Raw genomic sequence first — 15,301 nt, 5'->3', positions numbered from 1 at the left:
ACGTGGTCCTGGAGGCGCTCCCCCTCACTCCCAACGGCAAGCTGGACCGGGGAGCCCTCCCGGCGCCGGAGGCGGGGGGGGAGGAATCCGTCTACGAGGCGCCCCGCACGGCGGTGGAGGAGCTGGTGGCGGGGATCTGGGCGGAGGTGCTGGAGCTGGGCGACGGCCGGCGCATCGGCGTGCAGGACGATTTCTTCCAGATGGGAGGGCACTCCCTGCTGGCCACCCAGGTGATCGCACGGGTGCAGCAGGTCTTCGGGGTGGACCTCCCGCTGCGTGCCCTTTTCGAGGCGCCCAACGTGGGGGACTTCGCGGCCCGGGTGGACGCCACCGTGCGGGCGGGGCTGGAGGAGTGGGAGCTCGAGGAGGCGCTGGGCAGGCTGGACGAGCTCTCTGACCACGACGTCGAGCAACTTCTCCGGGCCGCTTCCCGGCGGGGCCGCGAGGAGGCGCCGTGAGCGGGACGCTGGGGCGGCTGACGGAGCTCTCCCCGGAGAGACGGGCCCTCCTGCAGCAGATCCTGCGGGAGCGGACCGGCGCCAAGACCGCTCCGCAGGAGATCCGGCGCAGGGAAACGGACGGCCCGGTGCCGCTCTCCTTCGCGCAGCAGCGGCTCTGGTTCGTGGACCAGCTCGAGCCGGGCTCGCCCACCTACAACATGCTCTACACGGCGCGCCTGCGCGGCCAGCTGGACGCAGCCGCCCTGCGCGGCGCCTTCGCCGACCTGGTGCGCCGGCACGAGGTCCTGCGAACCGTGTTCGAGAGCCGCGACGGTGTGCCGGTGCAGGTGATCCGGCCGCCCGCCGGGTTCTCGCTCCCGACGGTCGACCTGCGCGGCCTGGGGGTTGAGGCGCGGGAGGCGGAGGCGAGGCAGCTGGCGCGGCGGGAGGCGGTGCTCCCGTTCGACCTGGCGCGGGGGCCGCTCCTGCGCGGCACGCTGGCTCGCCTTGGAGACGCGGAGCACGTGCTGTACTACTGCATGCACCACATCGCCTCGGACGGCTGGAGCATGGGCGTGCTGGTGCGCGAGCTCGCCGCCCTGTACGAGGCGTGCTCGCGGGGACGCAAGCCCTCCCTGCCGGAGCTCCCGGTGCAGTACGCCGACTACGCGGTGTGGCAGCGGGCCCGCCTCACCGAGGATGTCCTGCGCTCCCAGGTCTGCTACTGGAGAACGCGCCTCGCGGACGCCCCCCCGGTCCTTGAGCTCCCCGGCGACCGTCCCGCGGTGGCGGGGCAGAGTCAGCGCGCGGCCGCAGTCTCCTTCCGGGTCGCCGGGAGCACGGCGCGCTCACTCCTGGCGCTGGGCCAGCGGGAGGGGGCCACGCTGTACATGGTGGTGCTGGCCGCCTGGCAGCTCCTGCTCTCCCGCTACAGCGGCCAGGACGACGTGGTGGTGGGCACCCCCATCTCCGGGCGCACCCGGGTAGAGCTGGAGGGGCTGATCGGCCTCTTCGTCAACATGCTCGTAATGCGTACCGGTCTCTCGGGAGATCCCACCTTCACCGGGCTCCTGGGGCGGGTCCGGGAAGTGACGCTCGGGGCATACCAGCACCAGGACCTCCCCTTCGAGCGCCTGGTGGACGAGCTGAAGGTGGAGCGCTCGCTCGCCTACGGTCCCCTCTTCCAGGTGGGCTTCGGGCTCGAGCAGGCGGCCGCCCCCGAACGGAAGACACTCGTGCTCGGGGGGGTGCGGGTGGAGGCGTTCGGGGAAGGTTCCGCGAACAACCCCCACCACCTCGACCTGAAGGTCACGGACGAGGGAGACGGGCTCACAGGGGTCCTGCAGTACCAGGCGGCGCTCTTCGACCCGCAGACGATCCAGCGGATGGTGGAACACTTCCGGGTGCTCGTCGAGACGGTCGCCGCCGACCCTGCGCTGCGCGTCTCCCGGGTCGCCTTTCTTGCCCCGGCAGAGCGGGAGCAGGTGCTGCGGGGGTGGAACGCCACGGAGCACGCGTACCCCGCGGAGCCGTGTGTCCACGACCTGTTCGCCGCGCAGGCCGCCCGCACCCCCGACGCGCCCGCGGTCGTGCACGAGACGGGGAGCCTCACCTACGCCGCGCTCGACCGGCTCTCCAGCCAACTCGCGCACGCGCTGCGCCGCAGGGGCGTGGGTCCGGAGTCGCGCGTGGGCGTCTGCCTGCGGCGCACCCCGCGCGCGCTGGTGGCCATCATCGGCGCGCTCAGGGCCGGTGCCGCCTACGTCCCGCTCGACCCCGCGCACCCCGTCGAGCGCATGGGCTTCATGCTCGAGGACGCGCGCGTGCGCCTGGTCCTCACCGAGAGCGAGCTGGCCGGGCGCATCCCCCGCGGGGTGGAGACCCTCGCGTTGGACTCCGAGAGCGAGGTCCTTGCCCGCGAGCCGGAGACGGCCCCGGAGAGCGGCGTCACCCCGGACAACCTCTCGCACGTGATATTCACTTCGGGCTCCACCGGCAGGCCCAAGGGTGTAATGGTCCAGCACCGCGGCACGGTGGTCCTCCTGCACTGGCTGCGCGGCCTCGTGCCGGCCGAGGAGCGGGAGTCGGTTCTGGGGGCGACCTCCTTCAGCTTCGACGTCTCCATCGCGGAAGTCTTCGGCACCCTCTGCTGGGGCGGGAGGCTGGTGCTGGTGGAGAACGCGCTGGAACTCCCCTCGGTGGCGCAGCACGACGTGCGCCTGGTGGTGATGGTGCCGACCGCCGCCTCCGAACTGTTGCGCACGGGCGGGATCCCGCGGAGCGTGCGCGCCTTCAACCTGGCGGGCGAGGCGCTGACCGCCGAGCTGGCGCGGGATCTGTACGCGCTGGGCCATGTCGAGCACGTGCGCAACCTGTACGGCCCGACCGAGGACACCACTTACTCGACGTACTCGCGGGTGCAGCGGGGCACGGAGCCGGTCCGGATCGGGCGCCCCGTCGCGGGCTCGCGGGCGTACGTGCTGGACGGGGAGCTGAACCCGCAGCCGGTGGGAGTTCCCGGCGAGCTGTACCTGGCGGGCGTCGGGCTGGCGCGCGGCTACGCGGCGCGGCCCGACTTGACGGCCGAGCGCTTCCTGCCGGACCCGTACGGGGCTCCCGGCGGGCGGATGTACCGGGTGATGGACCGGGCGCGGTGGCACTCCGGCGGGGAGCTCGAATACCTGGGCCGGACGGACCTCCAGGTGAAGGTCAGGGGCTTCCGGATCGAGCCCGGGGAGATCGAGGCGGCGCTGGAGCGGCACCCAGGGGTCCACGAGGCGGTGGTGGTGGCGCGCGAGGACGTGCCGGGGGAGAAGCGGCTGGTCGCCTACGTCGTGCCCGCGGCGGTGGTGGGCGACGCGGAGCTGCGGGGGCACCTGAGGGGGAGCCTCCCGGAGTACATGGTGCCGGCGGCGTTCGTGGCGCTGGAGCGGCTGCCGCTGACGGCGAGCGGCAAGATCGACCGGCGGGCGCTGCCCGTGACGGAGGCGGCAGGCGGGAGCCGGGAGCACGTGGCGCCCCGCACGCCGGCGGAAGAGGTCACGGCGGCGATCTGGGCGGACGTGCTGCACCGGGAGCGAGTCGGTGCGACGGACGACTTCTTCGCCCTTGGCGGGCACTCGCTGCTGGCGACGCGGGTGGTGTCTCGCATCCGCGAGGCGTTCGGCGTGGAGCTGCCCCTGCGGGCGGTGTTCGAGGCGTCCACCCTGGAAGGGCTCGCGGAGCGGGTGGAGGCGGCGCGGCGCGCGGGGGCGGGCCTGCAGGCCCCGCCGCTGCTGCCGGTGCCGCGCGACGGGTCGCCGCTGCCGCTGTCCTTCGCCCAGCAGCGCCTCTGGTTCATCGACCAGCTCCAGCCCGGGAGCGCCGCATACAACCTGCCCATGCCGCTGCGTGTACGCGGCCTGGACGTAGGAGCCCTGGAGAGGGCGCTCACGGCGATCGTGCGCCGGCACGAGACGCTGCGCACCCGCTTCGGCGTGGTGGACGGCGAGCCGGTGCAGGTCGTGGAGCCCCTGGGCCGGGTCCGCCTGCCCGCGGTCGACCTGGCCCGGCTCGACGTGCCCTCCCGCGAGACGGAGCTGGAGCGGCTGGCGGCTGTGGAGGCGGTCCGCCCCTTCGACCTGGCGGCGGGTCCGCTACTGCGCGCCACGGCCGTGCGGCTGGCGGACGGCGACGCGGCGGTGCTCTTCACCATGCACCACGTCGTCTCGGACGGGTGGAGCCTGGACGTCCTGACGCGCGAGGTCTCGGCGCTCTACGAGGGCTACGTGCGCGGGGAGGAGGTGGGCCTGCCGGAGCTGCCGGTGCAGTATGCAGACTACGCGGCATGGCAGCGCGCCTGGCTCTCGGGAGAGGTGCTGCAGCGGAAGATCGGGTTCTGGCGGGAGCGGCTGGCCGGCGCCCCCGCGCTGCTGGAGCTGCCCACGGACCGGCCGCGGCCGGCGGCGGTGAGCGACGCCGGCGCGCGAGCCGCCCTGGTCGTGCCGGCGGAGACCACCGCGCTGCTGCGCGCCCTCTCCCGCCGCGAGGGCGTGACGCCGTTCATGGCGCTGCTGGCCGGCTGGCAGCTCCTGCTGGCGCGGTACTCGGGGCAGCAGGACGTGGTGGTGGGCAGCCCCATCGCGGGCCGGAACCACCTGGAGACGGAGGGTCTGATCGGCTTCTTCGTCAACACCCTCGTGCTGCGTGCCGACGTGTCGGGCGGCCAGGACTTCCGCGGCCTGCTGCGCCAGGTCCGGGAGACCACGCTGGAGTCGTACCAGCACCAGGAGGTGCCGTTCGAGAAGCTGGTGGAGGAGCTCGGCGTGGAGCGCTCGCTGGCGCACACGCCGCTCTTCCAGGTGCTGTTCGTCCTCCAGAACCACGTACGCTCCGGGCCGGCGCCGGGCGCGGCGGGGCCGGACGCGCTCCACGCCGCGAGCGCGCCGGTCAAGTTCGACCTGGCCCTGGGACTGGTCGAGACGGGCGAGGTGGTCGTGGGCTCGCTGGGGTTCCGGCGCGATCTCTGGGACGCGTCCACCGCGGGGCGGATGCTGGAGCACTACGTCCGCGTGCTGGAGGGGGTCACCGCACACCCCGAGCGCCGCCTGTCGGAGGTGTCGCTCCTGGGCGCCGGGGAGCGCGCGCAGGTGCTGGAGGCGTGGAACGCGACGGCCGCCGAGTATCCGCGCGACCGCTGCATCCACGAGCTGGTCGCCGGGCAAGCGTCGCGCAGTCCCGGTGCCGTCGCGATCACCGGCACCGGCGTTCGGGTCACCTACGCCGAGCTCGAGCGCCGGTCCAACCACCTGGCGCACCGCCTCCGCAGGCGCGGGGTGGGTCCGGAAGTGCGGGTGGGGATCTGCCTGGACCGGTCGGTGGAGCTGGTCGTCGGCCTTCTCGGCACCCTCAAGGCAGGCGGCGTCTACGTCCCCCTGGACCCCGGCCACCCGCCCGAGCGCCTGCGGCACGTGCTCGGGGACGCGGGTGTGAGGGTGCTGCTGACCCGGACCCGCCTGCGCGGCCGGCTCCCGGACGCGGCGGCGGAGCTCTTCTGCCTGGACCAGGACGGACACCCGGCTCCGGGAGACGAGGACGCGCCGCCAGAGAGTGGGGTGGGGCCGGAGAGCCTGGCGTACGTCATCTACACCTCCGGGTCCACCGGGGGGCCGAAGGGGGTGATGGTCTCGCATGGCAGCCTCGCCAGCTACCTGTCGTGGATCGGGCGGGCCGTCCTGGGAGAGCGGCCCGTCGCGGTGCCGCTCCTGAGCGGGTGCACCTTCGACGCCTCCCTGAAGCAGCTCTTCCACCCCCTCCTTCACGGAGGCGCGGTGTGGATCCTTCCCGAGGCGGTCCTCGCCGACCCACCCGCGCTGCTGGAGGCTCTGGAGGGCCCCGACGCGGTGGCGGTCAACTGCGTGCCCTCCCTGTGGGCGGCGCTCCTCGACGCGTCCGGCGCCGGGCCGGCGCGGGGGCTGGAGCAGGTGCGGCAGGTGCTCCTCGGAGGAGAGCAGGTGAGCCCGGCACTCGTGGAGGCCTCCGCCGCGGCGTGTCCGCGGGCGCAGCTCTGGAACCTGTACGGGCCCACCGAGGCGACGGCGAACGCCACGGCCGCGCGCCTCGTGCCGGGGGAACGGGTGAGCATCGGACGGCCCGTGGCGAACGTGCGGGCATACGTGCTGGACGCGGGCGGCGAGCCGGTGCCGGTGGGCGTGCCGGGGGAGCTGTGCGTAGCAGGGGCGCAGGTGGCGCGCGGCTACCTGGGGCGGCCGGGGCTCACGGCCGAGCGCTTCCTGCCCGACCCCTTCGGCGGTGTCCCGGGCGGGCGGCTCTACCGCACGGGGGACCGGGTGAGGTGGCTCGACTCCGGCGAGCTGGAGTTCCTGGGACGCGTGGACCAGCAGGTCAAGATCCGCGGCTTCCGAATCGAGCCCGCGGAGGTGGAGGCGGCGCTGCGGGGCCTGGCCGGGGTGAGCGACGCGGCGGTGGTGGCGCGCGGGGACGCGGCTGACGCGGTGCGGCTGGTGGCGTACGTGGTGGTGCAGGGAGAGGTCACGGCGGAGGCGCTGCGCTCCCTGCTGCGGATGCGCCTCCCGGAGTACATGGTGCCCGCGGCGTTCGTGGTGCTGGACGGGCTCCCCCTGAACGTGCACGGCAAGCTCGACCGCAGGGCGCTCCCCGCGCCCCCGCGGCACGGACCGCACGACGGCTACGTGGCTCCGCGCGACCCGCTGGAGCTCGACCTCGCGCAGATCTGGGAGGAGCTGCTCGGCACGGGCACGGTCGGTGTGCGCGACAGCTTCTTCGAGCTGGGCGGCCACTCGCTCCTGGCGGTGCGGATGCTCGCCCGGATCGAGCAGCGGACCGGGAGGAGGCTGCCGGTGGCCGTGCTCTTCGCGGGACCGACGATCGAGGAGCTGGCAGCGGCCGTGCGCCGGGGCTCGACGGGAGGGAGCACGTCGCCGCTGGTCGCGATCCGGCCGTCCGGGAGCAGGCCACCTCTCTTCTTCGTGCACCCGGCGGGGGGAAGCGTCCTCTGCTACATGGCGCTCAGCCGGCACCTGGGAGGGGACCAGCCCTTCTACGGCCTGCAGGCGCGCGGGCTCCACCCGGGCGAGGCCGCGGGCACCTCCATCGAGTCCATGGCGGCGGACTACCTGGACCGGATCCGTGCCGTGCATCCCTCGGGTCCCTACCGCCTCGGCGGGTGGTCGATGGGTGGTGTCGTGGCCTTCGAGATGGCCCGGCAGCTCAGCTCCGGGGGAGAGGAGGTGGACGCCCTGGTCTTGGTCGACGCCGTGATCCCGGCCGGGCGCGCGCCGGCGGACGAGCTGACGCTGCTGCACGGCTTCGCTCTCCACCTGGGTGTTCCGCTCGAGCGGATCCCGGACGCGGAGGCCGCGACCCGCGGGCTGGCCCCGGAGGCCCGCCTGGGGCGCCTCCTGGAGCTGGCGTCCAGGGTGGACGCGGTCCCGCCCGACCTGGACCTCGTAACGATCCAGCGGCTGTACGACGTCTTCCGGGCCCACTCCCTGGCGCTGCGCGCCTACGAGCCGCGGCCATACGCCGGCGGCCTGGTGCTCTTCCGGGCGTCGCAGGGGGGTGGGGCGAGGACCCGCTGGGAGCGCCTCGCGCGCGGGGGCATGGAGGTGCACGTCGCCGGCGGCGACCACTTCACCATGATCCGCGATCCCCACGCCCCCGCCCTCGCCGCGCAGCTCAGTGCCTGCCTGGCCCGAAGGAACGGCCGATGACCTGGGTCCCGCCCCCCCGATCCCCGTTCCACGGCCGGGTGAACACCCCGGTGCCGGGGCCCGTCACCCTCTGCCTGCTGCGTCCATCGGCGGCGTCCTGAAGCGGAGCCTTGACCGCCGGAGATCTCTCCTCCATCCGAAAGGAGCACCCGATGTACAAGATCGCCCTGGTGAACATGCCGATGGCAAGCCTGGCCGCTCCGTCCCTCGCGCTCACGCAGCTGCGGTTCGTGGCGATGAAGGCGTTCGGAGACCGCGTCTCGGTCGAGATCGACTACCTCAACCAGGACTTCGCCCACTACATGACGCCGCCGGCGTACCACGAGCTCAACAGCTTCGAGCACCATCCCACGGGGCTGGCGGAGTGGTTCTTCCGGGAGGCGGCCTTCCCCGGGATCCCGGACAACACAGAGGAATACTTTCGCCGCCACTATCCGCAGCACGATCCGCACAACCGCATGATCAGGCAGTTCGTGCTGCAGAAGCGCGAGGGGCTCGAGGCGCACTTCGACGAGATGATCGACAAGTACGGGCTGGACCGGGTGGACCTGGTGGGCTTCACCTCCATGTTCGCGCAGAACGTGGCCACCCTGGCGATGGCCCGCCGCGTGAAGGAGCGGAATCCGGGCGTGGTGGTCGTCATGGGTGGCGCCAACTGCGAGGCTCCCATGGGGAGGGAGATCGTGGACCACGTCCCCGCCGTGGACTTCGTGTTCTCCGGGCCGTCGCTGAAGAGCTTCCCGGAGCTCGTGCGGTGCCTGATGGAAGGAGACGAAGCCGGGTGCCATCGGCTGAACGGGGTGTTTTCCCGGCGAAACCAGATCCGGCCCGCCGGGTGCTCCTCGAAGAGCGACATGGTCACACTGGGAGGCCCGGCCGCGTTCACGGTAGGTGCCTCCGGTGACGAGCTGGACATCAACGAGCCCGTGGAGCTGGACTACGGGCGCTTTCTCGACATGTACGAGGCGAGCTTCCCGGACGAGCCCCAGCCGGTCCTCTTCTTCGAGACCTCCCGCGGATGCTGGTGGGGCGAGCGAGCGCACTGCACGTTCTGTGGTCTCAACGGCTCCACCATCAACTACCGGGCGATGAAGCCCGAGCTCGCCTTCCGGCTGCTGGATTCGCTCTTCCAGCACGAATCCAGGTGTGCGGAGCTCTCGAGCGTGGACAACATCCTCCCCAAGTCGTACCTGACCGACGTGCTCCCCTTTCTCGACACGCCGTCCAGCATGGAGATCTTCTACGAGGTGAAGGCCGACCTGGCGGAGGAGTCCTTCCGGGTGCTCCAGAAGTCGCGGGTGCTCAAGATCCAGCCGGGGATCGAGGCACTGAACACCTCCACGCTGAAGCTGATGCGCAAGGGCACCTCGGCCTTCCAGAACCTCCAGTTCCTCATCAACTGCCTGCGGTACGGCATCCACCCGTCGTGGAACCTGTTGATCGGTTTTCCCGGCGAGGAGATACAGGTGTACGAGAAGTACCTGGAAGATCTCCCCCTCCTGACCCACCTTCCCCCGCCGAGCGGGGTGTTCCCCATTCGCTTCGACCGCTTCAGCCCCTACTACGACGAGGCCGAGAGCTATGGCCTGGCCCTTCATCCGCTCGACTGGTACGACATGACCTACCCGTTCGGTTCCGACGTGCTGATGAACCTGGCCTACTACTTCTCGGATCACAACTTCGCCGCTCCGTATGCCATGCATGCAGCCAGGATGGTGGCGAAGCTGCGCACCCAGGTGGATCGCTGGACCACGATGTGGAACGACTCCGAAAAGCGTCCGCAGCTCCGTCTCGGAGAGAGGAACGGGGAGACCACCGTGTACGATTCGCGTTCGGGTGCACCGGTGGAGTACTCGATCACCCGAGAGAGCCGCGTCCTCCTGAGCGCCTTGAGCACGGCCAAGAAGCTTTCGGCGCTCACGACGGAGCTCGAGGATCTCGATGTCGCCGCGGAACTCGAGATCCTGCGCGCGCGGGAGCTCATCTTCCATGAGGGTGAACGATTCATGAGCCTGGTGGTTTCGCCACGGGTAGGTCTGAGCGGGCCGGTCGCGCAGATCGACCGGGCGGTGGCGGCGGTGTAGGCCGTTCCGGCGGACCTTCCGCGGAGTGGGGGACCCACGGCACCGCCGCGGCCGGGCCGTGGACTGCCGTCGCCTTCGGTTCTGGATCCCCGGTCCGGCGCGACGGCCCAGCCGAGCCCCGCCTCCGTACGACGCGGGGCTCGACGCGTGCTCGATCACGGGTCCGCGGGCAGGCTTACCTCCGACCTGCTTGCACTGCGCCACCTGCGAGCCGCTCCCGCCTTCTCGACGAAGGTTGTCAAGAATCCCACAGGAGCGGAGCGACGGCCGGCAGCGGTGACGACAACTGGCAGGGATTTTTCGACGCCCATCGACGGCGGGTGCGGCCTGACAAGGGCGAGATCCGGGGTCGCGAGATCTCCCGCTCTGGCGGGGGTAGGCCGCGATCGCCGACGCCGGCCCGCTTCGCGATATCGAAATCCCTCACGGGCGGGGGGAAGTATCGGGCGCACTCGGCCGGTCGTGTCGCGGTGCCGAGGCCCCCGGGGGTACACCTGGCCGGTGAGCTCGACGCACGGCAGGTTGAAGGCTCCGTGCCGGTTATCTCCGCTCCTTCCGTAAGGTTCTGCGTCCCGTCTCCAGTGGGATCACGAAACGTGGAAGTGGACAATCCTCCCAGGAGGTGTGTCCGTGGAACTCGTTCGCCTCGGACACGGCGGAGGAGGCGTTCCTGCCGCGATCAGGGGTGGACGGGGCGGCGCTGATCGAGCTGATGGGGATGTCGCAGGAGGAGTTCTCGCGACGCTTCAAGGGTTCGGCTGTGAAGCGGACCAAGCGGCGGGGGCTGCTGCGGAACGTGGCCGTCGCGCTCGGCAGCTGGGGCTCGCCGGAGGCGGTGCCGGTGCTGACGGCGGCGCTGAACTACGAGGAGCCGCTGGTGCGGGGGCACGCGGCGTGGGCGCTGGGGCCGATCGGGACGGCGGGGGCGCTGCAGGCGCTGCGGGGGAGGGCAGAGGTGAGGAGGACGCCTGGGTGCGGGAGGAGATCGAGGCGACGCTCGCCGAGCGCTAGTGAGAGTCGCGGTGACAGCCCGACGGGTGCTCCGGTGTAGCCCATCAGCCGAGCCAGGGGTTCAGGACCGGTACCCCTCGGTTCCCGCAGTCGCGCTCGTTCCGCGTTACGAGGGTGAGCCCATGGGCTGCGCACGTCGCCAGGAGTAGCCCATCCACCACCGGTAGCTCCCGCCCCACCTTCCGTCCTTCCGCAGCGAGCCGCCCCCACTCGAGCGCCACCCGGTCATCCACCGTCAGCAACCGTCCCGTGAACTGTCGGGGGAGGTCGGTACGGAGCCAGTTTGCGAGCGCCTCCCGCCGGGCCCCCGCCGGCAGAAGTGAGAGCCCCTTCTCGATCTCGCCGAACGTGAGGACGCTCAATGCAAGATCGAGTGGCGATTGCGCCTGCAGCCAGGCCACGACGTTCGGGTCAGGACGGGGCTTCGCCGGCTCGGCGAGCACGTTCGTATCGAGGAGATAGCGCATGCGGGCCGCCGATCAGAAGGAAACGTCTCTTCCCAGGTCTCCGGGACGTTCGAGATCGAACTCGCCGCTGGACAGCGCTTCCGCAAGCGGAGAGTGCCGGAGGAAATCGACCACATCCCCCGGGGCGATCAGGCGCTCGTAATCCTCTGCGCTGACGACCACGACGGCGTCGCGTCCGTTGCGGGTGACGCGCTGGGGCTCGTGGGAGAGAGCGAGCCGGACCACCTCGCTGAACCGGTTCTTGGCGTCTTCAAGCTTCCACGTCTGCATCGGCGCCTCCAGAATCAGTCTGGCACATTCTCCTGTCTAGTCTGGACAGAGTCAATATCGCACCGATCTGCGGGGACTACAAGCCGTGTTCGTCGGAGACGAAAGAAGAAGTGGTGAATGGACAGACCTCCCAGGAGGTATGTCCGTGGAACTCGTTCGCCTCGGACACAGCGGAGGAGGCGTTCCTCCCGCGCGCCGACGTGGACGGGGTGGCGCTGATCGAGCTGATGGGGCTGACGCAGGAGGAGTTCTCGCGGCGCTTCAAGGGCTCGGCTGTCAAGCCGACCAAGCGGCGGGCGCTGCTGCGCAACGTGGCCGTCGCGCTCGGCAACTGGGGCTCGCCGGAGGCGGTGCCGGTGCTGACGGCGGCGCTGAACGACGAGGAGCCGCTGGTGCGGGGGCACGCGGCGTGGGCGCTCGGGCGGATCGGGACGGAGGGCGCGCTCCAGGCGCCGCGGGGGAGGGCGGAGGTGGAGGGGGATGCCTGGGTGTGGGAGGAGATCGAACACGCCTCGGAGGAGGCGGTGGGTGCCTCTCCCCCTTGACCGCGCGATCAGCTCCGACCCCCAGGTCGGCGCGCCCCGTCCCGGGGATACGCTCGACCGCCAACAAATCGCGTAGAGACTGCGCGTCTCGTGCATGGTGCTATTCTTCTCGCAGCGCCTGCATCGGCTGGATCCGGAGCCCGCGCCGCGCGGGACCCCAGGTCGCGAGCATGCCGACGCCGAGAATCACCAGCGCGACGACCGACATCACGATCATCCCGCGCCCGCCAGTCACCTCCCCTCCCGACAGCACGTCCAGGCCGATCGCGACCGCCAGCCCGACCCCCGCCCCCACCCCCAGCTGCCGACCCGCGCGCGCAAACACGCTCGCGAGGATCCGCCGTGGATCCGCCCCGAGCGCCGACCGGATCCCGATCTCCCTCCGTCGCTGCGTCACCGTGAACGACATCAGGGCGTAGATCCCGGCGGCCGAGAGCAGCAGCACGCTCCCGATCAGGAGCCCCAGCCCGAGCGCGCCCAAACGCATCGCCTCCTGGAGCTTCCGGAGCACCGCGTCGAGCGGCTGGAGGTTGCGCGTCTGGAGCGCCGGATCGACCGCCGCGGCCAGGTCGCGCAGCCGCGGCGCGAACACCGCCGGCTCGCCCCGCGTGCGGACGGCCAGGTACAGCGGATACGCGCTCCCGTGTTCGAGCGGCCGGTACACGCGCGCAATCGGCTCGCCCGGCTCCATCGACACGGGCGGGAGATCACCCACCACGCCCACGATCTCGTACCAGCGGTCGCCCACGAGCCCATCCGGCGTCCGCTCCCGTCCGCCGTCGCGGTACCCGCTCGCGAAGCGGATACGCCGGCCGAGCGCGCGTCCGCCGCCGAGCACGTCGCGCACGAACGCGCGGTTCACGACCACGTTCACGGCCGCGGGGCTCTCGTCCCCGGCCTGGAAGGCCCGGCCGGCGAGCAGCGGGAGGCGGAAGGTCTCGAAGAAACTCTCGTCGACGCGGTTGTACTTCACCGGATACGCCTGCTCGGCCGCGACCGATTCCGAGACCACCGTCGGCCCCTCGACCTCGAACCGGATCGTCGGCTCGTCCGCCGCCCTCGCCACCGTGAACGTGGCCCCGAGCACCTCCGGCTCGGATTCGAGCCGTCGCCCCAGCTCCTCGAGCCTGCCCGCGTAGGCCGCGCGGAAGACCCCTTCCTCCACATCCCTCATCATCACGTCCTGCCCCTGCACCTCGCGGTCGTTGACGATGTATCCGGTCAGGTACTCATGCGCGGCGAACCCCGGATCGACCATCCCGTACCGGGCGAAGTCGTACATGAAGAAGAGCGTGGCCGGGAGGATGGCGACGGTGAAGGCGACCTGCGCGACGATGAGGATGGACCAGGTCCGACCGAGCTGCATCCCCGTCGCGCCGCCGAGAGCGCGGAGCGCGGATTCGAGGCGGCTGCCCGTCATCCGCAGCGCCGGGAGAATGCCCACGATGACCGCCGCGAGCGTAGCCAGCGTGATCGCGAACGCCACCGCGCGCGGCGAGAGCGAGAAGTCCAGCCAGTACGGGAGCCCGCCCATCGGGCCAAGGACGTCGTCCATCACCGACTCGATGCGGCCAACCGCGAAGGCCGCGATCGCCAGCCCCAGGACCGCCGAGAGCGCCGACAGCACCAGCCCCTCCGTGAAGAACTGCGTGACGATCCGCCTGCGGCTCGCGCCCAGAGCGCTCCGGACCGTGAGCTCGCCGGCGCGGGTCGCCGTGCGGGCGAACACCAGGACCGCCACGTTCACGGCGATGATGATCAGCAGGAGCGCGATCATCCCCCGCATCGCGGGGATCTCCCATCCCTGCATGTCGTCCATCAGGTGCGGCCCGTACTGCACGACCTTCGGCCGGAGCTGCGCGTGCGAATCGGGGAAGGCGGTCGCGAGCCGGGACCCGACCGCGGTCACCTCGGCCTGCGCCTCCTCGAGGGTCGCGCCGGGCGCGAGCCGCCCGAAGGCCGCGATCACCGGCCCGTCGCCGGGCGCATGATCCGTGGGGTCCAGGCGGAGCGGGACCCAGAGCTGGTGGTTCAGCGGAAATCCGAACCCCTCCGGCATCACCCCCACGATCTCGTGGACGACCGAGCCGAGACGGACCTCGGTGCCGATCACCTCCGGATCGCCGCCGAAGCGCGACTGCCAGAGGTCGTGGCCGATCACTGCAACGGCCGGCGCGCCCTCGATCTCGTCCGCCTCCACGAGCGGCCGGCCGAGGATCGGCGGGGCAGGCTGCATCGAGAACCCCGACGCCGTGATCTCCGCGAGACGCGTCGGCTCCGCCGATCCGCCCGGGACGATCAGGTTGCGCGAGGCAGTGCGGAACGCGCCCAGGACGTCGATCGTCCGGAGCTCATCCTCCCAGACGCCGTAGTCATGGAGGATCTGCCCGGTCTGGTTGTTGATGCGCGCGTCCCAGACCTCCAGCGAAACGACGCGGTCGCCGCCCTCGAAAGGGAGTGGCGCGTTGGCGACGCCGAGACTGGCGTCGAAGATCGCCGCCATCGCGATCGCCACGGCCATCCCGAGCCCGCCGATGATCGTGAGGCCGGGGTACTTCTTCAGCATTCGGAGCCCGAGCCGCGCGTCGAGCGAGAAGCCGTCGAGCCACCCGAAGAAGCGCGCCTCGCGGACCTCCTCGCAGAACTTCTGCACCCCCCCGAAGCGCAGCGCCGCCTGCCGCCGGGCCTCGTCGGCCGACATCCCCGCGCGGAGGTTCTTCTCGATCTCCATCTCCACGTGGAAGGCGAGTTCGTCGTCCAGCTCACGCTCGACCTCGTCCGGGTGGGTGATCGTGCGGAGCCGCTTCCTCCATCGGTTCGTCCAGCGCATCGGAGTCCGCTCCGGTCAGGTGGTCTTCAGGATGAGGTCGACCATGTCGACGTATCGCCGCCAGCTCTCCGTCTCCGCGCCGAGCGCGCGACGGCCGGCGGGGGTCAGCTCGTAGTACTTCGCGCGGCGGTTCTCCACCGTGTGCCGCCACTCGCTCTCGACCCAGCCCTTCTCCTCCAGGCGCTGGAGCGCAGGATAGAGCGAGCCCTGACCCACCCGCAGGGCGTCGAGGGAGAGCTGCTCCAGGCGCTGGCTGATCGCCCACCCGTGCATCGGCTCGAGGGACAGCGTCTTCAGGATCAGCAGGTCCAACGTGCCGCGCAGTACGTCGTTGGGCGCGGATGGGGAGCTCGATGCGCGGGGGTCCGCCATGCAGGCCTCGGAGTGGGAAGTGTCGTCTTCCGACACCAGTATGCGTGGGG

Annotated in this window: 9 protein-coding genes; 5 read left to right on the top strand and 4 right to left on the bottom strand. The window is 71.5% G+C overall.

Features of this window, described 5'->3' with window-relative positions:
• The 4 genes from VGR37_06475 to VGR37_06460 form a co-directional block, all read left to right on the top strand.
• The coding region (locus VGR37_06475; GenBank protein ID HEV2147027.1) for a phosphopantetheine-binding protein at nucleotides 1–458 on the top strand (458 nt) is incomplete at its 5' end.
• The gene (locus tag VGR37_06470; protein HEV2147026.1) at nucleotides 455–7,672 is read left to right on the top strand and encodes an amino acid adenylation domain-containing protein; all 7,218 of its coding nucleotides are present in this window, start codon (nucleotides 455–457) and stop codon (nucleotides 7,670–7,672) included. The genes VGR37_06475 and VGR37_06470, both read left to right, overlap by 4 nt.
• A 152-nt stretch (nucleotides 7,673–7,824) precedes the next feature.
• Complete coding sequence (locus VGR37_06465; protein ID HEV2147025.1) at nucleotides 7,825–9,756, top strand: RiPP maturation radical SAM C-methyltransferase; 1,932 nt, start codon at nucleotides 7,825–7,827, stop codon at nucleotides 9,754–9,756.
• A 622-nt stretch (nucleotides 9,757–10,378) separates the two neighbouring features.
• Complete coding sequence (locus tag VGR37_06460; protein HEV2147024.1) at nucleotides 10,379–10,807, top strand: HEAT repeat domain-containing protein; 429 nt, start codon at nucleotides 10,379–10,381, stop codon at nucleotides 10,805–10,807.
• A gap of 4 nt (nucleotides 10,808–10,811) precedes the next feature.
• Here VGR37_06460 and VGR37_06455 read toward each other — a convergent pair whose 3' ends face one another.
• Complete coding sequence (locus tag VGR37_06455) at nucleotides 10,812–11,234, bottom strand: type II toxin-antitoxin system VapC family toxin (GenBank protein HEV2147023.1); 423 nt, start codon at nucleotides 11,232–11,234, stop codon at nucleotides 10,812–10,814.
• Nucleotides 11,235–11,246: 12 nt separating this feature from the next.
• Nucleotides 11,247–11,504: a type II toxin-antitoxin system Phd/YefM family antitoxin gene (locus VGR37_06450; GenBank protein ID HEV2147022.1), complete on the bottom strand. Its 258-nt coding sequence runs from the start codon at nucleotides 11,502–11,504 to the stop codon at nucleotides 11,247–11,249.
• 113 nt (nucleotides 11,505–11,617) lie between these two features.
• Here VGR37_06450 and VGR37_06445 point away from each other — a divergent pair, with 113 nt between their 5' ends.
• The gene (locus VGR37_06445; GenBank protein HEV2147021.1) at nucleotides 11,618–12,049 is read left to right on the top strand and encodes a HEAT repeat domain-containing protein; all 432 of its coding nucleotides are present in this window, start codon (nucleotides 11,618–11,620) and stop codon (nucleotides 12,047–12,049) included.
• A 100-nt stretch (nucleotides 12,050–12,149) separates the two neighbouring features.
• Here the strand turns inward: VGR37_06445 and VGR37_06440 are convergent, their stop codons facing one another.
• Both VGR37_06440 and VGR37_06435 read right to left on the bottom strand, forming a co-directional pair.
• Nucleotides 12,150–14,879 (bottom strand): ABC transporter permease, encoded by a 2,730-nt coding sequence (locus VGR37_06440; protein ID HEV2147020.1) that lies wholly within the window; start codon nucleotides 14,877–14,879, stop codon nucleotides 12,150–12,152.
• 15 nt (nucleotides 14,880–14,894) lie between these two features.
• Nucleotides 14,895–15,251, bottom strand: coding sequence for a PadR family transcriptional regulator (locus VGR37_06435; protein ID HEV2147019.1), 357 nt, complete (start codon nucleotides 15,249–15,251; stop codon nucleotides 14,895–14,897).
• Between the last annotated feature and the right edge of the window lie 50 nt (nucleotides 15,252–15,301).

The organism is Longimicrobiaceae bacterium (assembly GCA_035936415.1).
In the GTDB taxonomy this organism is placed as follows: Bacteria; Gemmatimonadota; Gemmatimonadetes; order Longimicrobiales; family Longimicrobiaceae; genus JAFAYN01.
Note: the sequence above shows the minus strand (reverse complement) of the source record. Positions and strands in the feature narration are given on the sequence as shown.